The organism is Citrobacter sp. JGM124 (genome assembly GCF_018257795.1).
Lineage (GTDB): Bacteria > Pseudomonadota > Gammaproteobacteria > Enterobacterales > Enterobacteriaceae > JGM124.
In genome coordinates this window covers 20278-43568 of the sequence record NZ_JAERJD010000007.1, presented here as the reverse complement: position 1 = coordinate 43568, position 23291 = coordinate 20278, and the positions used below count along the sequence as shown (strand labels likewise).

The window sequence follows — 23291 nt, the reverse complement described above, 5'->3', positions numbered from 1 at the left end:
TGGCCGTTTTTTCATGTAAAGGGAGTGGCAGGTGGTCACTTTAGAAAGCACGATTGGCAATACCCCTTTAGTTCGCCTGCAGCGCACCGGGCTGAACAATGGCAGCGAGATTTGGGTCAAACTGGAAGGTAACAACCCTGCCGGGTCAGTAAAAGACCGTGCGGCACTCTCTATGATTGTTGAGGCGGAAAAGCGTGGTGATATCTCCCCGGGAGACACGCTTATTGAAGCGACCAGCGGCAATACAGGGATTGCTCTGGCGATGATAGCCGCATTAAAAGGTTATCAAATCAAACTGCTGATGCCAGATAATATGAGTATGGAGCGTAAGGCTGCCATGCAAGCCTACGGTGCAGAACTTATCCTGGTCACTAAAACACAGGGAATGGAAGGGGCCAGGGCACTGGCGCAGGAGATGGCCGATCGGGGGGAGGGTAAAATCCTCGATCAGTTTAATAACCCGGATAATCCCCTGGCACATTATTTGACTACTGGCCCTGAAATTTGGCAGCAAACGGCCGGGCGAATTACACATTTTGTTTCCAGCATGGGCACCACCGGAACAATCACCGGTGTCGGGCGTTTTATGCGGGAGCAAGCCAGGCCTGTCACTATTGTTGGCCTGCAGCCTGAAGAGGGCAGTGCTATTCCTGGTATTCGTCGTTGGCCGGCGGCCTGGCTGCCAAAAATTTATCAACCCGCTTTGGTTGATGAAGTCCTTGATATGTCACAGAGTGAAGCGGAACAGACAATGCGCCGTCTGGCCGCTGAAGAGGGCATCTTTTGTGGCGTCAGTTCTGGTGGTGCTGTTGCTGGCGCATTCCGTATCGCGCGCTCCAGCCCCGGTTCTGTCGTTGTTGCCATCATTTGCGACCGGGGAGACCGTTACTTATCCACTGGCGTATTTGGTGAAGAGATCTACGTTCAGGGAGCCGGAATTTAATTTATCAAGGGAGGAGATATGGTCCAGGATAACGACATCCAGTCGGTATTGTTTAACGATACACATCGTGCGCTGCAAACCGATATTGTCGCAGTACAGTCACAGGTTATCTATGGCAGTGTGGGTAACAGTATCGCCATACCAGCAATAAAACAGCATGGCTGGCGTGCTATGGCTGTTCCCACCGTGCTGTTCAGTAATACGCCCCATTACGATACCTACTACGGCGGGGTGATTCCCGTGGACTGGTTTAGTGGGTATTTACAGGCCCTGGAAGAGCGTGACGCATTACGGGAACTTAAGGCCGTGATGGCGGGTTACATGGGGAGTGCGGAGCAAATCTATCTCCTGGCCCAATGGCTGGAGGATATTCAGCACCGACACCCAGAGGCGATTATTATGGTGGACCCGGTTATCGGTGATACCGACAGTGGTATTTATGTCAAAGCGGGTATTCCAGAAGCCTACCGTGCTGCATTATTGCCGATAGCGCAGGGAATTACCCCGAATCTGTTTGAGCTCAACGTGTTGACGGGTCTGCCTTGTCATACCCTCAGTCAGGCAGTGGCAGCGGCGAAAACATTGCTCTCCGATACGCTAAAATGGGTTGTTATCACCAGTGCACCAGGGGATACCCCTGAGACTATTTCAGTGGTCACTGTGACGGCAGATTCGGTGGATATCATCAGCCATGAACGCATTGTCATGAGTCTGAAAGGTACGGGTGATCTCTTCTGTGCGGAACTGATTAGCCATCTTCTGGAAGGGATGCTTGTCCCTGAGGCAGCAGAGGCCGCGGCCGGACGTGTTTTTGCTGCCATTACCTGGACTCAAAAACATCAACTGGATGAACTGATACTGCCGCCGCAGAGATAGAATAAAAAAAGCACCCGTTACAGGTGCTTTTTTAGCTTTGCTAATAAAGAGGGAAGGTTATTCCGTCAGAAACAATGGCACGGTATGGGTGCCACTGTGGTCTCTCTATTTTTTGATGCGGATAATGGGCGTTTCACCTACCGTCACACTGCCACTCAGCTTAATTAACTCTTTGATCTCATCCATATTAGAGATAACGACAGGCGTCAGAGTCGATTTGGCCTTGTCTTCCAGCAATGGCAGATCAAATTCAATCACGACATCACCTTTCTTCACGCGCTGGCCTTCTTCAGCGATACGCTTAAAGCCTTCGCCTTTGAGCTCAACAGTGTCAATACCGAAGTGGACAAACAGCTCAATGCCGCTATCTGATTCGATAGAGAAAGCGTGGTTCGTTTCAAAAATTTTGCCAATAGTCCCATCTACCGGAGCGACCATTTTGTTGCCTGATGGTTTAATTGCAATCCCATCGCCAACAATTTTCTCTGCAAACACAACATCTGGCACATCTTCAATATTAACGATTTCGCCAGACAGTGGAGCAACGATCTCAATGGTTCCGGTATCGTTATTGCCTTTATCACCGAAAAGTTTACTAAATAACCCCATTAGCCTTCTCTCCTAAGCAGTAATTTGGGCTGCATCTTCCGTATTAGCAGATAGTTTTTTCTTCAATGAACTTATTAACCAATGCCACCAACTCATCAGTTGTCGGTTGGGCAAGGGCTTGTTCTGCTAATACCTTCGCATCTTCGAAGTTAGTATTGCGAATGATTTTTTTAATCTGTGGGATAGAGATAGCACTCATACTAAACTCGTCCAGTCCCATCCCCAGCAGGAGCAGTGTAGCACGTTCATCGCCCGCAAGCTCACCACACATACCAGTCCATTTGCCTTCCGCATGAGAAGCATCAATAACTTGTTTAATAAGTGTCAGTACGGATGGTGACATTGGCTGGTAAAGATGTGAAATCATATCATTACCACGGTCAACTGCCAGAGTGTATTGTGTTAAATCATTCGTCCCAATACTGAAGAAATCAACTTCTTTAGCTAAATGAGGAGCAATAACGGCAGCAGCAGGGGTTTCTACCATCACGCCGACTTCGATTTTCTCGTCGAATGCTTTACCTTCTTCACGCAGTTGTGCCTTCATGATGTCAATTTCTGCTTTAAGCGCACGCACTTCTTCAACAGAGATAATCATCGGGAACATGATGCGTAATTTACCGAAAGCCGATGCACGGAGTATGGCACGCACTTGGTCACGTAAAATTTCTTTACGATCGAGAGCGATACGAATAGCACGCCAGCCGAGGAATGGGTTCTCTTCTTTCGGGAAGTTCATATAAGGCAGCTCTTTATCGCCGCCAATGTCCATGGTACGGATGATCACAGCCTGGGAGCCACAAGCTTCAGCAACCGCTTTATAGGCGCTGAACTGCTCTTCTTCGGTTGGCAGCGAATCACGATCCATAAACAGGAATTCGGTACGGTAGAGGCCGACACCTTCAGCACCATTACGTTCAGCACCTTCAACATCACGCACGGTACCAATGTTGGCACAAACTTCAACCTGATGCCCATCCAGGGTAATCGCTGGCAGGTCCTTCAGTTTAGCCAATTCAGCTTTTTCGTTAGCCAGCTGTATTTGTGCTTCTTTCAGTGAGGTGATTTTTTCTTCGGACGGGTTAACGTAAACCACGTTGTTTACCGCATCCAGAATCAGATAGTCACCCGTATGAACTTGCTGGGTGATATTGCCTGTACCGACAATCGCAGGTAGCTCAAGAGAGCGAGCCATAATTGAGGTGTGTGAGGTACGACCGCCGATATCGGTGATAAAACCGAGAACTTTATCCAGATTTAACTGGGCAGTTTCAGACGGGGTCAGATCCTGGGCTACCAGGATAACTTCATCCTGAATTGCACTCAGGTCGATGATTGCCAGCCCCAGGATATTGCGCAACAAGCGTTTGCCTATGTCACGAACGTCAGCGGCACGCTCTTTGAGGTATTCGTCATCCAGCTCTTCCAGAGCGGTTGCCTGACCTTCAATAACCTCATAGGCTGCTGCATCAGCAGTAACCAGCTTATCTTTAATCAGGGCTATGATTTCTTGCTCTAATTCTTCGTCTTCCAGCAACATGATGTGGCCTTCGAAGATAGCTTCCTTTTCTTCACCAAACGTTTCACCGGCTTTAATTTTAATAGCCTCTAATTGAGTGAATGCTTTCGCACGACCACTCAAAAAACGCTCAACTTCCTGTTCAACGTTAGCGGCAGAAATTTTCTTCCGGTCGATGACGATTTCGTCTTCTTTCAGTAAAAGCGCTTTACCGAAAGCGATACCGGGGGATGCTAAAATGCCTGAAATCATAACCCTACCTTACTTGTGACTGATATTTTTAATAAGAACTGGAAATTACTCGAGTTCAGCCATCAGTTTTACTAAATGTTCAACCGCTTTTTGCTCATCTTCACCTTCAGCAGAGATGGTGACAACGGTACCTTGAGTCAGACCCAGAGTCTGTAATTTGAACAGACTTTTTGCACTGGCGCTTTTGCCGTTGGAGGTTACAGAAATGTCAGATGTGAAGCCTTTAGCTTCTTTAACAAACTGAGCCGCCGGGCGAGTATGCAAACCGTTTGGTGCAGTGATGGTAACTTCTTGCTGGAACATTTGCTTTCCTCAACTTATCGGTTAAGTGTTATGAAACTAAAGTTTAGCTCTAACGGTAAACTTTAGCCTAAAGAGTTCTTGCACATAAAATGCGACTTAAATCATTTGTCAGCGTTATGGACAGAATTGAATTACACCATATTGATTAGAGCTATAGTGTAACCAAAAGCGCATTTTTACAAACCAGTAAAATCGATTCAGCTTTCATCAAACCGAAGATGAATAATTTCGCGCTTCAAAATAATTGCTGGTTAAATACCAGACCTGGAGAGTTGGCGCAATGCCGAGTAGCGTAAAAACATGATGGAGGCCACAAAAAAGCACCCTATTGGGCGCTTTTTTAAGCAACATTAAAACAATGGCACTATTGTTGCAGTTCTTTTTCGGTAAAAAGATCAGCAAACAATGCTGTACTCAGATAACGTTCCCCTGAAGAAGGGAGAATGACCACGATATTTTTATCTGCAAATGCCGGGTCTTCCTGTAATTTCAGCGCGGCTGCCACGGCAGCACCCGAAGAGATCCCCGCCAGAATGCCCTCATCTTCCATCAGGCGGCGTGCGGTAGAGATGGCCTCTTCATTACTGATAGTAACGACCTTATCAATCAGTTTAAGGTCGAGGTTAGCCGGGATGAAACCTGCCCCAATCCCCTGGATTTTATGTGGACCGGGTTTAATTTCTTCCCCCGCTAAAGCCTGGGTTATGACAGGGGAGTCAGATGGCTCAACCGCGACACTTACCAGGGATTTTTTACCTTTGGTTTGTTTAAGGTAGCGACTGACACCCGTCAGGGTGCCACCGGTGCCTACACCGGCGATGAAAACGTCCACTTCACCATCAGTATCTTCCCAGATTTCTGGCCCTGTGGTCTTTTCGTGAATTTCAGGGTTAGCTGGGTTACTGAACTGCTGAAGCAACAGATAGTGAGCAGGGTCACTGGCAACAATCTCTTCTGCTTTCTGGATTGCACCTTTCATACCTTTGGAGCCTTCTGTTAATACCAGATTGGCACCCAGCGCTTTTAGTAGCTTACGGCGTTCAATACTCATGGTTTCAGGCATGGTCAGGGTGAGTTTGTAACCCCGGGCAGCTGCAACATAGGCCAGAGCAATCCCTGTATTGCCACTGGTTGGTTCAACCAGTTCAATACCCGGTTTGAGCACACCGCGTTTTTCCGCATCCCAAATCATATTTGCGCCAATACGGCATTTCACGCTAAAGCTTGGGTTACGAGACTCCACCTTTGCCAGGATGCGCCCGTTGCCAATGCGGTTCAGGCGAACCAGAGGTGTGTGACCTATGGTCAGGGAGTTATCTTCATAAATTTTGCTCATTACTCATCCTTAATAATCGAAATTTGAGATACCGAATCAGCATACCTGCTCAGACAATATGCGGAAGTAAAGAAATAGCATATCTATATGTGTAACAGAAATAAGGCAAAGAAAGTTGGAATAAGCGATGCCACTGGCAGTCCATTTTTTCTTTCCCGGGACAAAACTATTTCCACTGAGCATGCTGGTTACGGTAGCAATCCACCCACATGGCTGTGGCGCCACAGACAGCCACCGGCATAATAAACAGATTCACAATAGGGATAAGGGTGCAAATATTGACCAGCGTGCCAAATTGCAGTTGCGTGATTTTGTTGGTACGCAGCGCTTGTCGCATGCTGTTAAATGGCACCTTATGATTATCAAAAGGGTAATCACAATATTGCAGAGCAAGCATCCAGGCGCTAAAGAGGAACCACAGTATCGGTGCCACCGTTTGACCAATACCGGGAATAAAATATAAAACCAGCAACAGCAGCGCTCTGGGGAGATACCAGCAGAACTTCTGCCATTCACGCTTCATGATTCTCGGTGTGTCTTTTAACACATCACTAACGCCGGTATTGGGTGGGGTTGCACCGGTTAAACGTGCTTCCAGCTGCTCGGCCAGTAAGCCGCAAAATGGCGCCGCGATCCAGTTAGCAATAGTTGAAAAAAGATAACCGAATACCAGTAATACGGAAATAACGCTCAGTGGCCAGATTAAGTAGTCCAGCCATTGTAGCCATTGTGGAACATAGGACATGATGGCAGGGATCCAATGCCCGAGGCGGTTAAATAACCACCAAAAAGCACCACCCATAAGCACAATATTGAAGATCAGCGGTAAAATGACATAGCGTTTAATGCCCGGTTCGCGTATTAATTTACAACCCAGTGCGAAATAGTGAACCCCGCTATGCTGGTGATTGTCTGAAGGTAAACCCATAGTGTAAATAGACTCCGTTATCGTTAATATGATGCTAGCCTGTTTATCATAACCGAGCTCAATAAGAGATTCGTATCAGGATTTGGTCGAAAAAAAGACGAAAAGTGTCCTGAATCTATCTTTCTGTTGAGAAAAATACGCTCAGACTTGCACTTGTGTAGCTGGGCAAATACTCTTAGTGTGTAAATGTTTGCCACATAGGCAAGGTGTTAGGACAACAGAGAATATAATGATGCAGGATTTGCGTCTGATATTAATCATTGTTGGCGCGATAGCCATAATAGCATTGCTGGTTCATGGACTGTGGACTAGCCGTAAGGAACGCTCATCTATTTTTCGTGATCGTCCGCTGAAACGTCTGAAGTCAAGGCGTGATGAAGACGACGATGAAGAAGATGACGAACTGGAAAGTGTCGGAAAAGTACGTGTTCAGCGCACTACGTCTGAACCGTCATCGCGTGCGCAGCAGAGCGCAGAGCCCCAGCACCAGTATGAGCCGCCTTATGCGTCGCCCCAGCCTCGTCAACAAGTTGCTCAATCCGTTGAAGCGGCTGCGCCAGCCCATGCTGAACCCTCAGTGCCAGAGGCGGAGCCTGTACCGGTTCCACCAAGGGCGCCTGTGGTGGCAACGCCGAAACCGGATCCAGAACCAGAACATTACTCTGAGCCTGAAGTCGCCCCTGAACCGGAAGCGATACCTGAGCCTGTTGTAGCACCAGTAGAAAAGCCACGGCTGAAAGAGACGGTGGTGGTGATGAACGTTGCTGCCCATGCTGGCTCCACGTTGAATGGTGAACTGTTGTTAAACAGTATTCTGCAGGCGGGCTTCCAGTTTGGTGAAATGAACATATTCCATCGTCATTTGAGTCCTGATGGCAGCGGGCCGGTACTGTTTAGTTTGGCAAATATGGTAAAACCGGGATCTTTTGATCCAGAACACATGACTGATTTCGCAACGCCGGGCGTGACTATCTTTATGCAGGTTCCTTCTTATGGCGATCCGCAACAGAATTTTAAACTCATGCTACAGTCGGCCCAGCATATTGCTGATGAAGTGGGTGGTGTGGTGTTGGATGATGCGCGCCGTATGATGACACCTCAAAAGATGCGTGAGTATCAAGATCGGATACGCGAAGTCATGGACTTCAACAACTAACACGTTGTCGTCATACCATCTTTTACATCGACGCCGCCACAGTGGTTTGAAACTGCTAAAAAGGAGTGAAAATCACGTTGTTGATTTTCGCTCCTTGTCACAACCAAGGGGCATCTGGTTTTCTCCTTGCTCAATTAATCATTAATCACCCCCGCCTGTCGGGGGTTTTTTATCCTTGATGGTGGGATATGGACTCAATTGAAAAACAACTGACTCAGCTACGAACTCAGCTTCGTCACCATGAATACCTCTATCATGTGCTTGATAATCCCGAAATCCCTGATGCAGAGTATGATCGTTTAATGAGGGAGTTACGGGAAATTGAAGGTCGCTATCCCGAACGAATTACTGCGGACTCTCCAACCCAGCGAGTGGGTGCGGCACCATTAAGTGAATTTACTCAAGTACGTCATGAAGTCCCCATGCTATCTCTGGATAATGTTTTTGATGAGTCCAGTTACCTGGCTTTCAATAAACGCGTTCAGGACCGTTTAAAAAGCACCGAGGCAGTGACGCTTTGCTGTGAATTAAAACTGGATGGTCTTGCTGTCAGCCTGCTCTATGAGAATGGTTTGCTGGTGCGTGCCGCCACGCGTGGTGACGGGACAACGGGTGAGAATATTACGGCTAATGTCCGTACCATCCGGGCCATTCCACTAAAACTTCAGGGTGACAATATTCCCCATCGCCTTGAGGTCAGGGGAGAGGTATTTTTACCCCAAGCGGGTTTTGAAAAAATTAATGAGGAAGCACGCCGCACGGGGGGAAAACTTTTTGCCAATCCACGCAATGCTGCTGCGGGCTCCTTGCGTCAGCTTGACCCTCGTGTCACAGCAAAACGCCCTTTAACTTTTTTCTGCTATGGCGTCGGCTTACTGGAAGGGGGAACACTTCCCCCCAGCCACTATGAAAGATTACAGCAGTTTAAGGCCTGGGGCCTGCCTGTCAGTTCTCGGGTACGTCTGTGTCATAGCCCGGAAGAGGTGCTGAGTTTCTACCGCCAGGTGGAGGAGGATCGTCCAACCCTGGGTTTTGATATTGATGGCGTCGTGATCAAAGTTGACGCTATGGCCTTGCAGGAAAGACTCGGTTTTGTTGCCCGAGCACCGCGCTGGGCTGTCGCATTTAAATTTCCAGCCCAGGAAGAGATGACAGAAGTCCGTGACGTGGAGTTTCAGGTCGGACGTACCGGGGCAATCACTCCTGTAGCCCGCCTTGAACCTGTTCAGGTTGCAGGTGTGCTGGTCAGTAATGCAACGCTGCATAATGCCGATGAGATAGCGCGTCTCGGATTACGGATTGGTGACAAGGTCATTATTCGCCGTGCCGGGGATGTTATTCCCCAGGTGGTTGGCGTGGTTGAGTCAGCTCGCCCGGACAACACCCAGGAAATTGTCTTCCCAACCCATTGCCCAGTATGTGGATCGGATATTGAACGCGTGGAAGGTGAGGCCGTTGCCCGTTGTACTGGGGGACTGACTTGTGGTGCCCAGCGTAAGGAGTCACTGAAACATTTTGTCTCCCGTCGGGCGCTGGATGTGGACGGGATGGGCGATAAAATCATCGACCAGCTGGTGGATAAAGAGTATGTGCGTAACCCGGCCGATCTGTTTGATCTGACCCCCGGGATCCTTACCGGACTTGAACGTATGGGGCCAAAATCTGCGCAAAATGTGGTGAATGCTTTGGAAAAAGCGAAAACAACCACCTTTGCCCGTTTCTTATATGCCCTTGGTATTCGTGAAGTTGGGGAGGCCACTGCCGCCGGACTGGCTGCACATTTTGGTACTCTTGATGCGTTAATCGCAGCCAGTATTGATCAATTACAGGCCGTGCCTGATGTCGGCATTGTCGTGGCGACGCATACGTTCAACTTCCTGGAAGAAGAAAGTAACCGTGAAGTCATTCGTCAGCTCATGGATAAAGGTGTTCACTGGCCAGCGCCTGTGCTGGTCAACGTTGCTGAGTTAGAAAGCCCATTTGCGGGGAAAACGGTAGTACTGACCGGGTCTCTGAATATCATGGGGCGAGATGAAGCGAAAGATAAACTTACCGCGCTCGGGGCGAAAGTCACAGGCAGTGTTTCAAAAAAGACTGACTTAGTAATTGCCGGAGAAGCTGCGGGATCTAAACTCGTCAAAGCTCAGGAACTGGGAATAGAAATCATTGATGAAGCGGAAATGATCCGTCTGTTGACCGAACATGCTGGATAAAGCACAACTGGTTAGCCTGGCCAATACTGCTATGCCCTTTGGCAAATACAAAGGGCGGATGCTCATCGCGCTTCCGGAAGAATATCTGTTGTGGTTTGCCCGCAAAGATAACTTCCCGGAAGGGCAGTTGGGTGAGTTAATGGCCCTGGCTCTGGTGATAAAAACAGAGGGGCTGGAACATTTGGTCCGGCCCCTGCAGCAGAATTAGTGCTGCGCTGATGGTGTTTCTGTTTCAGTCTTTGCTTTTGCGGCAAGGGCCTGACGGTGGTAGCGTTTAGCCATCATGGCACAGATGATCAGCTGAATTTGATGGAAGATCATCAGTGGTAGCACCATGATGCCAACGGTTGCCGCAGGGAACAGGATATTCGCCATCGGGATACCATTAGCCAGGCTTTTTTTCGAGCCACAGAATACAATTGTTATCTCGTCTGCTTTATTAAAGCCCAGACGGCGAGCCACCACAATATTGACGGTGATCACAATCGCCAGTAGCACCAGACTGACTCCCACAATAAACAGCAAGGCCTCCCAGCCGACCTGATTCCAGATGCCATGAGTTACGGCCTCACTGAAAGCGGTATAGACCACCAGCAGAATGGATGTCTGGTCTGTTTTCCCGATAATCTTTTTGTGCTTCGTCACAAAGTTGCCAATCCACGGACGCATTAAGTGGCCGAGAACAAACGGTAACAGGAGTTGCAGCATGATTCTGCCAACATCATGGAAGCTGCCACTGGCACCTTTAACATGCATCACGATACCGACCAGGATTGGTGACAGAAAGATCCCCAATACACTGGAGGCTGAGGCTGAACAGACCGCTGCTGCGACATTACCTCCCGCGATAGAGGTGAAGGCAATGGCTGACTGCACGGTGGCGGGCAGAATGGAGAGGTAAAGGAAACCGTCATATAAATTCTGGCTGACGTCGAAAGGTTGCCACCAATTGAACAGTACACCCAATACCGGGAACAGCACAAAAGTACTGCACATAACCCACAGGTGCAAGCGCCAGTGGCCTCCGCCTGCGACAATGGCCTCCCGTGACAGCTTGGCACCATGCATAAAGAATAGCAGGGCAATAGCAGCCGTAGTCAGGCCTTCAAAGAAGGTAAAAACGTTTCCTTCTGCGGGTAAGAAAGAGGCAAGTACAACAGTACAAATTAGGGTTAATGTAAAAGGATCCAGAATACGGAACAATCTCATAGCCAGTTCTCCGCCAAAAGAGGGCTATTGTGTTCCTTCTGGTTTAAGAAATAAAATTGATTTATCTAATAGATTGATGAATTTAATAAATGAATTATTCACTACGTCAGTTACGGGTATTTGTTGCCGTGGCACGCAAGGGCAGTTTCAGCCAGGCGGGTGCTGCGATTGGTCTCAGTCAGTCAGCCGTAAGCCACAGTATAAAAGATTTAGAAAATGCACTCAGTGTGAAACTGCTCGACAGAACTACGCGTGAAGTGGTGCTCACCGCTGCGGGTGAGCAATTAGCTTCACGGCTAGAGCAGTTACTGGAAGATCTTAATGCGACGTTACTTGATGTGCGCAGTGTGGGCTACCAGCTCAGTGGCACCGTAAGGGTTGCCGCCAGCCAGACGATTTCCGCGCACCTGATGCCCCAGTCGATTGCTACAGCAACACGTTATTATCCTGAGATCCAGTTCAAACTCTATGACAGACCACAGCAGTGGGTGCTGGAAAGCGTTCGTCAGGGGGAGGTTGATCTGGCGATTGTTATCGATCCCGGGGAAGCCAGTGACTTACACTGCGAAAAGGTGCTATCGGAACCCTTTTTCTTGCTTTGTCGGGGTGATGATCGTCTGGCGCATGATCCCCAAGTCACCTGGCAGCAATTACAAGGAGCGAAGCTGGTATTACAGGATTATGCCTCCGGCAGCCGTCCTCTAATTGATGAGGCACTTTTTAATCAGAGGATAAACGCGCAAATAGTTCAGCAGATAGGGCACCCGGCAACACTCTATCCCATGGTGGAAGCTGGGATCGGCATCAGTATATTGCCGGCGCTGGCATTACCTTTGCCGGAAGGCGGCTCGCTGGTGGTGAAGCGATTAGTACCGAGCGTAGACAGAACTATCATGCTCGTTCGTCGTAAGAACCGTTCACTTTCTCGCGCTGCAGAGGTTATCTGGAAAGTGGTTCACCAACAGGCTCAACGATTAACTGAAGCCCGTAAAGGTGATCCACTCTTTGATGATACCGTGCACCTTTAGATATAAATATCAATTTTCTTGCCGTCAGTTGGGTTGTTGACCCCCACTTGCGGCGCGGCTTGTGTACTATTTTTTTTGTTGGCTTGCTCTGCCTGCTGGCGCTGTAATTGTGCCAGCTGGGCCTGTAACATTTTTATTTGTGCCTGGAGTAGTTCTTGTTTTTCTTTCTTTTGATCTGCCGATCCCTCACCAGCGGCAACATCCTTTAGCTGTTGAGTCAGTTTAGTTATTTGGCTGGTTAGCTGGCTTATCTGTGAAGAGAGACTATTGTCGGAATGACTGGTCGCCCCGGCGGCGGGAGAGGCCAGATTAAGGGTTGTACTGATTGTTGTCATCATCGCACCTGAATAATAGGATTTCAGTCTGTTATCGGCATGCATGACAAAAAGTTAATACCTGATATGGCTCCCCGGCACAATTGATTCGCAGGAAGTCGTCTGTCGTGCAGGATGGCCCTGCCGCGGGCTGCTGCCAAAGCAACACTGTTCCGCTGTGTTTTTCTCAGGTGATGGCGGGGGGCGATATAATGCACAGACAGCAAAAAGGCGCCTTTAGGGCGCCTTTCTACATTGGTGGGTCGTGCAGGATTCGAACCTGCGACCAATTGATTAAAAGTCAACTGCTCTACCAACTGAGCTAACGACCCGAAGTGGTGGGTGATGACGGGATCGAACCGCCGACCCCCTCCTTGTAAGGGAGGTGCTCTCCCAGCTGAGCTAATCACCCCCGCTGTGTGGAGTCGCATTATAGGGATAGTTGAAACTGAGTCAACCCATTAGATATAGATATCAATATTTTTGTTGTTATTCTGGTGAATAATGTCGATTTCCTGAGCATTACAGGCGATATGTCCCCCATGACTCGGCAGATATTTTATCAATGATACTTTTCCCGATACTATCGTCCATGGCGATCCGTTTCTTCTTTTGGCTCAAAACTGACATTTACCCGCAGTTTTCCGCGGTTGTTCTTAGATTAAAAAAAGCAGGGGGACGACAAATGGAAAAAAGGTATCTTCTGCACGGGGGAGGTATGCCAGATGCGGCGAGCCGTGGCTGAAGTAAGGCTGCTCAACGGTGTTTTTCTCAGGTGATGGCAGGGGGCGATATAATCGAACAGACAGCAAAAAGGCGCCTTTAGGGCGCCTTTCTACATTGGTGGGTCGTGCAGGATTCGAACCTGCGACCAATTGATTAAAAGTCAACTGCTCTACCAACTGAGCTAACGACCCGAAGTGGTGGGTGATGACGGGATCGAACCGCCGACCCCCTCCTTGTAAGGGAGGTGCTCTCCCAGCTGAGCTAATCACCCCCGCTGTGTGGAGTCGCATTATAGGGAGAGTTGAAAATGAGTCAACGCATTTTCTTCAGTTTTTTTCTGTTAGTCTTAAAATTAAACGATACTGTCAACAAATGCCTGTGTCTGTTTGATTTATCACCAAATTATCAGGATTATAGCTATTGATCCGCCTCAACATTGAGGAATTAGCCCACAGTGATAGAATGTTACCTGTGAACTTTCTTTGGCAATTGCCATTTCTTTGGCATTTTTGCGTAACTAGGGCCTTTTAATGAAAATCAAAACTCGCTTCGCGCCAAGCCCAACGGGCTATCTTCACGTTGGCGGTGCTCGTACAGCTCTTTACTCCTGGCTTTTTGCTCGTCACCACGACGGCGAGTTTGTGTTGCGTATAGAAGATACGGATATCGAACGTTCCACCCCGGAAGCCATTGAAGCCATTATGGACGCCATGAACTGGCTAAGTCTTGACTGGGATGAAGGCCCTTATTTCCAGACTAAGCGTTTTGATCGTTACAATGCAGCGATTGACGAAATGCTGGAGGCTGGAACGGCTTATAAATGCTACTGTTCTAAAGAACGTCTGGAAGCGTTACGTGAAAATCAAATGGCCAATAACGAGAAACCTCGTTATGACGGGCGTTGCCGCCATGACACGACGGAACATGCAGCAGATGAACCTTGTGTGGTACGTTTTGCTAACCCGCAAGAAGGCTCCGTCATTTTTGATGATCAGATTCGTGGCCCTATTGAGTTCAGCAACCAGGAACTGGATGACCTGATCATCCGTCGTACTGATGGTAGCCCTACCTATAACTTCTGTGTAGTCGTTGATGACTGGGATATGGAAATCACACACGTCATTCGCGGTGAAGACCATATTAATAATACCCCACGTCAAATTAATATCCTGAAAGCACTGAATGCACCCGTCCCCCTTTATGCTCATGTGTCGATGATTAACGGGGATGATGGTAAAAAACTGTCTAAACGTCATGGTGCGGTGAGTGTCATGCAATACCGTGATGAAGGTTATTTACCTGAGGCCTTACTAAACTATCTGGTGCGTTTAGGCTGGGCCCACGGTGATCAGGAAATTTTTACCCGGGAAGAAATGATCGAGTTGTTTGCCCTGAATACAGTCAGCAAATCAGCCAGTGCCTTCAATACTGAAAAACTGCAGTGGCTGAACCATCATTATATCAACCATCTGCCAGCAGAGTATGTTGCTACCCAGCTACAGTGGCATATTGAGCAGGAACACATTGATACCCGTACTGGCCCGCAGTTATCTGAGCTGGTTAAACTGTTGGGGGAACGTTGTAAAACCTTAAAAGAGATGGCGCAAACTTGCCGTTATTTTTATGAGGATTTCAATGAGTTTGATGCAGATGCAGCAAAAAAACATTTGCGTCCCGTTGCCCGTCAGCCTTTAGAAGTGGTGCGCGACAAACTGGCAGCTATCACCGAATGGAGCCCTGAAAACGTGCATAATGCCATTCAGGCAACCGCGGATGATCTGGAAGTCGGTATGGGCAAAGTCGGCATGCCATTGCGAGTTGCTGTAACAGGGGGCAGCCAGTCTCCAGGGCTGGATGTCACTGTACATGCTATTGGTAAACAACGTTCACTGGAACGTATTGCCAAAGCGCTGGTGTTTATCAGTGAGCGTGAAGGGCAGTAATGACGTTATCTGGTTCAGATAGTCGGTCTTTTTAACCCGTTTTTTGTTAATGAAGGGGGGAGTTTAGTCTCCCCCCGATGCTTGCTGAACAGCGTGATGCTGTTTTTTAGACTGGAACGTTATGTGTCAGACGGAACTCGCCTGAAAGCAGCTTATGGGTTACTCATCTCTGATACCCAGCCGCATTAATACACCTGCAATACCGTCCCGCAATAGTATCGCCGCCATCCTTTGTTGTTCGCTGTCTGACATCTGCTGGAGTGAATTTAACAGCAGGTTTTCCAGTGGGGCATCGTTGACGTTATAGCGTACCTGACTCTCCGTAACACGCCTGGCACTATTAATAAAGTCGCGAACATGTTCATCAATATGAATAAGGCGCGCTTTACCGCCCTGAACTCCCGGCTTGGGGGATGTGGTCCAGTTTTGCCTTCGTACCCATTTGTTGATGGTCTGGCGACTATAACCAGTAACTATAGCTAATTCCTCGGGTGTCATTCTTTCCTTGAGCACAGTGATTCCTTTTCTTTTCCAGAAGGGAGGGGGTTAGTGGTTTATATTATTGAAGTACTTTACCTCAAACAATGACAGAATTAACTACAACGCGGCCAGATGCAATCAGGATTTAATCAACACGATGACTTTTTAGGCAATTGAACGCGGAAAAACAATTTGCCGTTGACAGCATATGGCTGGTTTCATATCATGCCGACCGTCAACACGACACGGCTTTATGGTCTGGGGCTATAGCTCAGCTGGGAGAGCGCTTGCATGGCATGCAAGAGGTCAGCGGTTCGATCCCGCTTAGCTCCACCATATTAGAAACCCTCGCTCAGGCGAGGGTTTTTTGCTTTTATACCTATTCACTCGCTTTTACCACTCTTTTTTAACGCCATGAGTTATCCAGATAAATGCTCTCTGTTCCGTCAGTGGTTATCGGTTGACGGGCAAACGGGAAGCGAAAAAAAACCGGAGCATACTCCGGTTTTTTTAAGGCTTAAATCCTGCGCCTGAAGACGCACAGAGCGCGGTACTAGATAACCAAGGCTGCAATCGAGGCAGACAGGATACTGACCAGAGTAGAGCCGTACAGCAGTTTCAGACCGAAACGTGATACCACGTTACCTTGCTCTTCATTCAGGCCTTTGATTGCGCCCGCAATGATACCAATAGAAGAGAAGTTAGCGAAAGAAACCAGGAACACAGACAGAATCCCCTCAGCACGTGGTGACAAAGAGCCTGCCAGTTGCTGCAAGTCCATCATGGCAACGAATTCGTTGGATACCAGTTTAGTGGCCATAATACTGCCTACCTGCAATGCTTCACTCGCAGGAACGCCCATCACCCAAGCCACAGGGTAGAAGATGTAGCCGAGAATACCCTGGAAAGAGATCCCCAGTACGGTTGAGAACAGCGCATTCAGTGCTGAAATCAACGCGATGAAACCAATCAACATCGCTGCCACAATCACCGCAACTTTGAAACCTGCCAGGATGTACTCTCCCAGCATTTCAAAGAAGCTTTGGCCTTCATGGGCGTTGGTCATTTCCAGCTTATCTTCTGCTTCGTCAACCCGGTAGGGGTTAATAAGAGAAACAATGATAAAGGTACTGAACATATTCAGTACTAATGCAGCAACCACGTATTTAGGTTGCAGCATCGTCATATATGCACCCACAATTGACATGGAAACCGTCGACATTGCCGTGGCTGACATGGTGTACATGCGATTGCGGGACATTTTCCCGAGAATATCTTTATAGGCAATAAAGTTCTCAGACTGACCAAGGATCAGGGAGCTGACGGCGTTAAATGACTCTAACTTACCCATACCATTGACTTTAGACAGTACAGTACCGATAGCGCGAATCACGACAGGCAGGACACGAATGTGTTGCAGAATACCGATAAGTGCCGAGATGAAGATAATTGGGCAGAGCACTTTCAGGAAGAAGAATGCCAACCCTTCATCATTCATTTTGCCAAATACAAAGTCTGTGCCTTGATTGGCGAAACTAAGCAGTTTCTCAAACAGCCCCGAGAAACCTTGAACAAATCCTAAGCCCACATTCGAAGTCAGGAAAAACCAAGCCAGTAAGACTTCGATAACCAATAGTTGGATAACAAAGCGGATGCGCACTTGTTTACGGTTAGGACTGACTAGCAAAGCTAGCAGTGCAACAACCACAAGCGCTAAAATGAAATGCAGAATATGGGACATATTTGCTCCGAATATGAGACATGTGTAGTTTCGTTGCACATTCTATGTAACGAGAAATAAGAAAATGAGATCGCCGCCACAGAATATAAATATTTTATAATTCAAAACCAAAATAGTGATCAGTCATACAATTTTGCTATGTTATCAAATAGATGAACCGACGTAAAAAAAATGACGCTGAATCTTACCCGTTTGTTCGTATTTTCATTGTGAAATGCCACGCTTTTTCTTCTTTTCGCTAAAATTACCTTTTGTCAAAAATCTCAGGCCATTACGGATGTAGCGCTTGCCTGTAGGTGATATTTTGTTAGCATCAAACATAGCAAAGGCTATATCCCGGAGAGACCACTTGAGTGACCGTCATATTAAACATAGCACCGGGGGCACAGGGCGCAAATTGCGTTTGGCATTAATGGGGCCTGCTTTTATCGCCGCTATCGGCTATATCGACCCAGGAAACTTCGCGACCAACATTCAGGCTGGTGCCAGTTTTGGCTATCAGCTGCTCTGGGTGGTGGTATGGGCCAATATTATGGCGGCAGTTATCCAGGTTTTGTCGGCCAAGCTGGGTATTGCCACAGGCAGGAACCTCGCGGAACACATTCGGGACCACTACCCGAAACCTTTGGTATGGTTTTACTGGGTACAGGCTGAAATCATCGCCATGGCGACTGATTTAGCCGAGTTTATTGGTGCCGCGATAGGTTTTAAACTCATCCTCGGCATCTCTCTGCTGCAAGGAGCCGTCCTTACAGGTATTGCGACCTTCCTGATTTTGATGCTGCAAAACCGAGGACAGAAACCACTGGAAATGGTCATTGCGGGCTTGTTGTTGTTTGTCGCAGCGGCTTATCTGGTTGAGCTGATTTTTTCGCAACCGAATATGATTCAGTTAGGTCAGGGCGTATTGATTCCAGAACTTCCCAATGCGGATGCCGTATTCCTGGCTGCCGGGGTATTGGGGGCGACGATTATGCCGCATGTCATATACCTTCATTCATCCCTCACACAATACCAGACCGGGGCGAGCCGGGCAGAACGCTACACAGCGACTAAATGGGATGTGGGGATTGCCATGACCATTGCCGGCTTTGTTAATATCGCCATGATGGCCACGGCGGCTGCCGCATTTCACTTTAGTGGTCATTCCGGTGTGGCTGAACTGGAAGAGGCTTATAAAACGCTGGAACCCTTACTCGGCCATGCAGCGGCGACTATTTTTGGCCTCAGTCTGGTGGCAGCCGGCCTCTCTTCAACGGTGGTGGGCACGCTGGCAGGCCAGGTTGTGATGCAGGGATTTGTTCATTTTTATATTCCACTGTGGCTGCGCCGCCTTATCACTATGGTGCCGTCATTTGTTGTTATCCTGTTGGGTCTTGACCCCACGCGCATTCTGGTAATGAGCCAAGTTCTCCTGAGTTTTGGTATCGCGTTGGCACTGGTTCCGTTGTTGCTGTTCACCAGCAATAAACGGCTGATGGGGGAACTGGTTAACCACCGCTTAATGCAGATAATGGTCTGGATTATTGTGCTATTAGTCGTGGCACTGAATTTCTGGTTAATCATTGCCACAGTGAGGTAGTTAAGGGGGCGTTCTCCCTGCCATTCACCTTTTTATTCCCTGCACTGTGACCCGGCTCACTATTCAGATGACGTCTGAATGATCGCCTTGTTGTTTTAGCGGGCAAATTCTACAGTGGAAACAGAATGCATTTTGACTTTACTGGAGTTGTGAAACGATGACCAAATACGCTTTGGTAGGAGATATCGGCGGTACTAATGCGCGTCTGGCGCTTTGCCGCCTGGATAATGGCGATATTGAGCAGATTAAAACCTATTCAGGTCTCGATTTTCAAGGACTGGAGGCGGTGATCACTCACTATTTAGGCACCCTGGACGTCACGATAAAAGATGCGTCTATTGCCATTGCCTGTCCTGTCACTGGGGACTGGGTGGCGATGACCAACCATTCATGGGCTTTCTCGATTGCTGAAATGAAGAAGAGTCTTGGCCTGGATAATTTGGAGATAATCAACGATTTTACCGCCGTGTCCATGGCTATCCCAATGATAAAACCAGAGCATTTGATTCAGTTTGGTGGTGATAAACCCGTGGCGGGTAAGCCGGTAGCTATCTATGGGGCGGGTACCGGGCTGGGGGTGTGTCATCTGGTGCATGTGGATAAGCGCTGGGTCAGCTTGCCCGGGGAAGGCGGGCATGTGGATTTTGCCCCTAACAGCGAAGAAGAAAGTCTTATTCTGGACGAACTGCGGTCAGAAATTGGTCATGTTTCGGCTGAACGCGTCCTGTCTGGTGCGGGTCTTGTAAACCTCTATCGCGCGATTGTAAAAGCGGATAATCGTGTACCGGAAAATTATCAGCCTAGCGATGTTACCGAGCATGCTTTGGCAGATACCTGTACTGACTGCCGGCGTGCGCTCTCCTTGTTCTGCGTCATTATGGGGCGTTTCGGTGGCAATCTCGCGCTAAATCTTGGTACTTTTGGCGGGGTGTATATCGCCGGGGGAATTGTGCCGCGCTTTATGGACTTCTTCAAAGCTTCCGGCTTTCGTGCGGCATTTGAAGATAAAGGGCGTTTTAAAGAGTACGTTAAAAATATCCCCGTCTATTTGATTGTTCATGATCAGCCCGGATTATTGGGGGCGGGTGCTCATCTGCGCCAGGTTCTTGGTAACGTGCTGTAATTGCCACGCTAACGGGCTGATTTTTTGTTCACCAACGGTGGCAGGTGTTTTTATGCCTGTTGCCGTCATATCCCAGTCTGTTATTTACCCTTCTGCGGAAAGATAACGTTATTCCCCCTGTTTTATAAAACGACATCAGTTTTTTATCCTGTGTCGGTACCTGGGAAAGGGGGCGTGCCAGTAAAAATATTGCCTTTCCCCCTCGACAGATGATTTTGTTTCAGGCTATTGTCAATGACATGTCACCTGAGGTGGCAGCGTCGCTCGGACGGTCCGGGCGCTCACGTTATTTCGAGGAATTTATGACTGACTCCAGTCCAAAACGTCGTTTTTCGCGTATTGATCGTCTCCCTCCTTATGTTTTTAATATCACCGCTGAACTGAAAATGGCTGCGCGTCGGCGCGGTGAAGATATTATTGATTTCAGTATGGGCAACCCAGACGGTGCAACCCCGCCGCATATTGTTGAAAAGCTCTGTACCGTCGCCCAGCGGGATGATACCCATGGTTATTCAACCTCACGAGGTATTCCACGCTTACGCCGGGCGATTTCACGGTGGTATAAAGACCGTTACGATGTTGATATCTGCCCTGAAACGGAAGCGATTGTTACCATTGGGTCAAAAGAGGGACTGGCACACCTGATGCTGGCAACCCTTGATCATGGCGATACTGTGCTGGTACCGAATCCAAGTTATCCCATTCATATCTATGGTGCGGTGATCGCCGGGGCTCAGGTACGTTCTGTTCCCCTGGTGGAAGGGGTAGACTTTTTTGCTGAACTGGAGCGCGCGATTCGGGAAAGCTATCCAAAACCCAAAATGATGATCCTCGGGTTTCCTTCTAACCCCACGGCCCAGTGTGTGGAGCGAGAATTTTTCGAGAAAGTTGTTGCCCTGGCGAAACGTTATGACGTGCTGGTCATTCATGACTTAGCTTACGCGGATATCGTCTATGACGGCTGGAAGGCCCCCTCAATTATGGAAGTGCCTGGGGCACGTGATGTGGCTGTGGAGTTTTTCACCCTCTCTAAAAGTTACAATATGGCGGGCTGGCGTATTGGTTTCATGGTGGGAAATCAGGAGCTGGTCAGTGCGCTGGCGCGTATTAAAAGTTATCACGACTACGGCACATTTACACCATTACAGGTTGCGGCTATCGCAGCTCTGGAAGGGGATCAGCAGTGCGTTCGTGATATTGCAGAACAATATAAGCGCCGTCGCGATGTACTGGTGAAAGGGCTACATGAAGCGGGGTGGATGGTTGACTGTCCAAAAGCCTCAATGTATGTCTGGGCTAAAATCCCGGAACCCTATCTGGCGATGGGATCGCTGGAGTTCGCTAAAAAGCTGCTTCAGGAAGCGAAGGTTTGCGTTTCGCCAGGTATTGGCTTTGGGGATTATGGCGACACCCACGTTCGTTTTGCCCTGATTGAAAATCGCGATCGTATTCGCCAGGCGATCCGCGGGATTAAAACGATGTTCCGTGCTGATGGACTGCTACCCCACAGTACTAAAAACAGTACTGACTTGGCAGAGTAAGCCTCTGTTAATGAATAAAACAACGGCAGGCCTTCTGAAAAGCCTGCCTTTTTCCTGTGCCTTGTCTGACATCCGTTATTCTATCATCAAGAAAAACGTACCTGCCCACAATATCAAAATGACGGAAATGCCCATCAGAAAGTATTTCACTTATGCTAACTCCGTGTTTGTGTACACCCAATAACCAGATACAGGTTGTATATATGCAGTGATAAAAGCCGTTTAATCACGCGTATGCCCGGGATCCCCGATGTATTACCGACACAACATCAGGCCAATAAACTGGTAACTTTAACTATCACAGGCAGCTATTACTGGGGATAATTCACCCAATGGCGCTAATGTACTCTTAAGCATAAATTAAAAACAAGTGTCTCAAAATTGTGACACTTGTCGTGTTTTTAGGTGGATATTTCCATTCTTTGATGGGGGTAAGGGGAATTACTGGCAGGAACTCATGGATGCGTTTCGGTCATAAGGTGGCAGCGTCGTGATTATCAGCGCGGTGATCACCGAATACTTCTTTCAGTAACGTACCTCATTAGTCGCATTCAGCAGCAAAATAGTCCAGAGTGCGTTAAATTCAGGGGAACATTTTTTTACTGGGTGTGATTAAAAGCCGATGCTAAAAAAAATAGATTTAAACAGTGATCTCGGTGAAAGCTTTGGACAATGGCGGATGGGGGATGATGCCGCTATTTTACCTTTGGTCAGCAGTGTTAATGTTGCCTGTGGTTTTCATGCCGGTTCCCCCGCGCACTTACTCCAAACCTTAAAAGCTGCAGCTGCTCAAGGTGTGACTGTCGGGGCCCATGTGAGTTATCCCGACTTGGTTGGCTTTGGCCGGCGTAATATGGATATTGCCAGTGAAGAGTTAACCGCGGATGTCATTTACCAAATAGGTGCATTGCAGGGGTTAGCCAAAGCAGCGGGTACTGATGTGCGTTATGTGAAGCCTCACGGGGCACTTTACAATACCATTGCTCATCATTCAGGCCAGGCCCTGGCTGTTATTGACGCCATTTTGGCTGTCAACCCTGCTTTGCCCCTGGTGGCACTTGCCGGCTCTCCTTTACTGGTACTGGCACAACAGAAAGGCCTTACCGCCATTCCTGAGGCTTTTGCTGACCGGGCTTACCATTCTGATGGCACTCTGGTTTCCCGGACCGCAGCGGGGGCAGTGATCCATGATGCCCGTCACGTGGCAGAACGTATGTTGCAATGGGTGACAGAAGGTGGCCTTATCTCTATTGAAGGGACGTTTACCCGCATTGATGCACAGTCCATTTGTGTTCATGGCGATACGCCAGAAGCATTAGCAATGGTGACAGAGATACGACGGTTATTAACGTCTCAGGGAGTGACTGTCAGCTCTTTTCTTGCCCATTAACTAGCCTGAATAAGCAAGATCTCAGTGTAATCGTCAGGAGATAATGCCTTGATATCAATGATAACGTGTGACGTAGTGA

Annotated in this window: 20 protein-coding genes and 5 tRNA genes; 12 read left to right on the top strand and 13 right to left on the bottom strand. The window is 48.3% G+C overall.

The genetic code is table 11. The features are described from left to right. Positions 1-31: 31 nt before the first annotated feature. Both cysM and pdxK read left to right on the top strand, forming a co-directional pair. Positions 32-943, top strand: a complete 912-nt coding sequence (gene cysM / locus JK154_RS10950; RefSeq protein WP_211992578.1) for a cysteine synthase CysM — start codon at positions 32-34, stop codon at positions 941-943. Positions 944-961: 18 nt separating this feature from the next. Then, the gene (pdxK, locus tag JK154_RS10945; protein WP_211992577.1) at positions 962-1819 is read left to right on the top strand and encodes a pyridoxine/pyridoxal/pyridoxamine kinase; all 858 of its coding nucleotides are present in this window, start codon (positions 962-964) and stop codon (positions 1817-1819) included. A gap of 105 nt (positions 1820-1924) precedes the next feature. Here pdxK and crr read toward each other — a convergent pair whose 3' ends face one another. The 5 genes from crr to cysZ all read right to left on the bottom strand — a co-directional run bounded on the left by crr (position 1925) and on the right by cysZ (position 6766). Then, entirely contained in the window at positions 1925-2428 is a 504-nt protein-coding gene (gene crr / locus JK154_RS10940; RefSeq protein ID WP_211992576.1) for a PTS glucose transporter subunit IIA, read from the bottom strand. Positions 2429-2471: 43 nt separating this feature from the next. After that, a complete protein-coding gene (ptsI, locus tag JK154_RS10935) occupies positions 2472-4199 on the bottom strand; it encodes a phosphoenolpyruvate-protein phosphotransferase PtsI (RefSeq protein ID WP_211992575.1) in 1728 nt (575 codons plus the stop codon). Between the two features lie 45 nt (positions 4200-4244). Then, positions 4245-4502, bottom strand: coding sequence for a phosphocarrier protein Hpr (gene ptsH, locus JK154_RS10930; protein ID WP_211992574.1), 258 nt, complete (start codon positions 4500-4502; stop codon positions 4245-4247). Positions 4503-4866: 364 nt separating this feature from the next. Next, positions 4867-5838, bottom strand: coding sequence for a cysteine synthase A (gene cysK / locus JK154_RS10925; RefSeq protein WP_211992573.1), 972 nt, complete (start codon positions 5836-5838; stop codon positions 4867-4869). A 166-nt stretch (positions 5839-6004) separates the two neighbouring features. Continuing rightward, entirely contained in the window at positions 6005-6766 is a 762-nt protein-coding gene (gene cysZ / locus JK154_RS10920) for a sulfate transporter CysZ (RefSeq protein WP_211992572.1), read from the bottom strand. A gap of 229 nt (positions 6767-6995) precedes the next feature. Here cysZ and zipA point away from each other — a divergent pair, with 229 nt between their 5' ends. The 3 genes from zipA to JK154_RS10905 all read left to right on the top strand — a co-directional run bounded on the left by zipA (position 6996) and on the right by JK154_RS10905 (position 10343). Beyond that, complete coding sequence (gene zipA / locus JK154_RS10915) at positions 6996-7922, top strand: cell division protein ZipA (RefSeq protein ID WP_211992571.1); 927 nt, start codon at positions 6996-6998, stop codon at positions 7920-7922. A 188-nt stretch (positions 7923-8110) separates the two neighbouring features. Continuing rightward, complete coding sequence (gene ligA, locus JK154_RS10910) at positions 8111-10135, top strand: NAD-dependent DNA ligase LigA (RefSeq protein ID WP_211992570.1); 2025 nt, start codon at positions 8111-8113, stop codon at positions 10133-10135. Further along, positions 10128-10343, top strand: a complete 216-nt coding sequence (locus tag JK154_RS10905; RefSeq protein ID WP_211992782.1) for a DUF3820 family protein — start codon at positions 10128-10130, stop codon at positions 10341-10343. The genes ligA and JK154_RS10905 overlap by 8 nt, the downstream gene beginning before the upstream one ends. On the opposite strand, the gene JK154_RS10900 is transcribed toward JK154_RS10905, so the two are convergent. Next, positions 10340-11344: a bile acid:sodium symporter family protein gene (locus tag JK154_RS10900; protein WP_211992569.1), complete on the bottom strand. Its 1005-nt coding sequence runs from the start codon at positions 11342-11344 to the stop codon at positions 10340-10342. The genes JK154_RS10905 and JK154_RS10900 overlap by 4 nt on opposite strands. A gap of 89 nt (positions 11345-11433) precedes the next feature. On the opposite strand from JK154_RS10900, the gene JK154_RS10895 reads away from it, so the two are divergent. Beyond that, positions 11434-12372 (top strand): LysR family transcriptional regulator, encoded by a 939-nt coding sequence (locus JK154_RS10895; RefSeq protein ID WP_211992568.1) that lies wholly within the window; start codon positions 11434-11436, stop codon positions 12370-12372. Here the strand turns inward: JK154_RS10895 and JK154_RS10890 are convergent. The 5 genes from JK154_RS10890 to JK154_RS10870 form a co-directional block, all read right to left on the bottom strand. Next, entirely contained in the window at positions 12369-12710 is a 342-nt protein-coding gene (locus JK154_RS10890; RefSeq protein ID WP_349291104.1) for a FlxA-like family protein, read from the bottom strand. The two genes, JK154_RS10895 and JK154_RS10890, sit on opposite strands and share 4 nt — an antisense overlap. A gap of 232 nt (positions 12711-12942) precedes the next feature. Next, a tRNA-Lys gene (locus tag JK154_RS10885) sits at positions 12943-13018 on the bottom strand. A 4-nt stretch (positions 13019-13022) separates the two neighbouring features. After that, positions 13023-13098 (bottom strand) — tRNA-Val (locus tag JK154_RS10880). A 429-nt stretch (positions 13099-13527) separates the two neighbouring features. Continuing rightward, positions 13528-13603: transfer RNA gene (locus JK154_RS10875), tRNA-Lys, on the bottom strand. A 4-nt stretch (positions 13604-13607) separates the two neighbouring features. Next, a tRNA-Val gene (locus JK154_RS10870) sits at positions 13608-13683 on the bottom strand. A gap of 259 nt (positions 13684-13942) precedes the next feature. Here JK154_RS10870 and gltX point away from each other — a divergent pair. Further along, complete coding sequence (gene gltX, locus JK154_RS10865; protein ID WP_211992567.1) at positions 13943-15355, top strand: glutamate--tRNA ligase; 1413 nt, start codon at positions 13943-13945, stop codon at positions 15353-15355. Positions 15356-15514: 159 nt separating this feature from the next. Here the strand turns inward: gltX and JK154_RS10860 are convergent, their stop codons facing one another. Then, positions 15515-15868: a YfeC-like transcriptional regulator gene (locus tag JK154_RS10860; RefSeq protein ID WP_211992566.1), complete on the bottom strand. Its 354-nt coding sequence runs from the start codon at positions 15866-15868 to the stop codon at positions 15515-15517. A gap of 227 nt (positions 15869-16095) precedes the next feature. On the opposite strand from JK154_RS10860, the gene JK154_RS10855 reads away from it, so the two are divergent. After that, positions 16096-16171: transfer RNA gene (locus JK154_RS10855), tRNA-Ala, on the top strand. A 217-nt stretch (positions 16172-16388) separates the two neighbouring features. Here the strand turns inward: JK154_RS10855 and JK154_RS10850 are convergent. Next, a complete protein-coding gene (locus JK154_RS10850) occupies positions 16389-17576 on the bottom strand; it encodes a NupC/NupG family nucleoside CNT transporter (RefSeq protein ID WP_211992565.1) in 1188 nt (395 codons plus the stop codon). Positions 17577-17925: 349 nt separating this feature from the next. On the opposite strand from JK154_RS10850, the gene JK154_RS10845 reads away from it, so the two are divergent. The 4 genes from JK154_RS10845 (at position 17926) to JK154_RS10825 (ending at position 23212) form a co-directional block, all read left to right on the top strand. Then, the gene (locus JK154_RS10845; RefSeq protein ID WP_211992564.1) at positions 17926-19158 is read left to right on the top strand and encodes an Nramp family divalent metal transporter; all 1233 of its coding nucleotides are present in this window, start codon (positions 17926-17928) and stop codon (positions 19156-19158) included. A 157-nt stretch (positions 19159-19315) separates the two neighbouring features. Then, a complete protein-coding gene (glk, locus tag JK154_RS10840) occupies positions 19316-20281 on the top strand; it encodes a glucokinase (RefSeq protein WP_211992563.1) in 966 nt (321 codons plus the stop codon). A gap of 302 nt (positions 20282-20583) precedes the next feature. After that, the gene (alaC, locus tag JK154_RS10835; protein ID WP_211992562.1) at positions 20584-21822 is read left to right on the top strand and encodes an alanine transaminase; all 1239 of its coding nucleotides are present in this window, start codon (positions 20584-20586) and stop codon (positions 21820-21822) included. A gap of 622 nt (positions 21823-22444) precedes the next feature. Next, the gene (locus tag JK154_RS10825) at positions 22445-23212 is read left to right on the top strand and encodes a 5-oxoprolinase subunit PxpA (RefSeq protein ID WP_211992561.1); all 768 of its coding nucleotides are present in this window, start codon (positions 22445-22447) and stop codon (positions 23210-23212) included. The last annotated feature ends 79 nt before the right edge of the window (positions 23213-23291 follow it).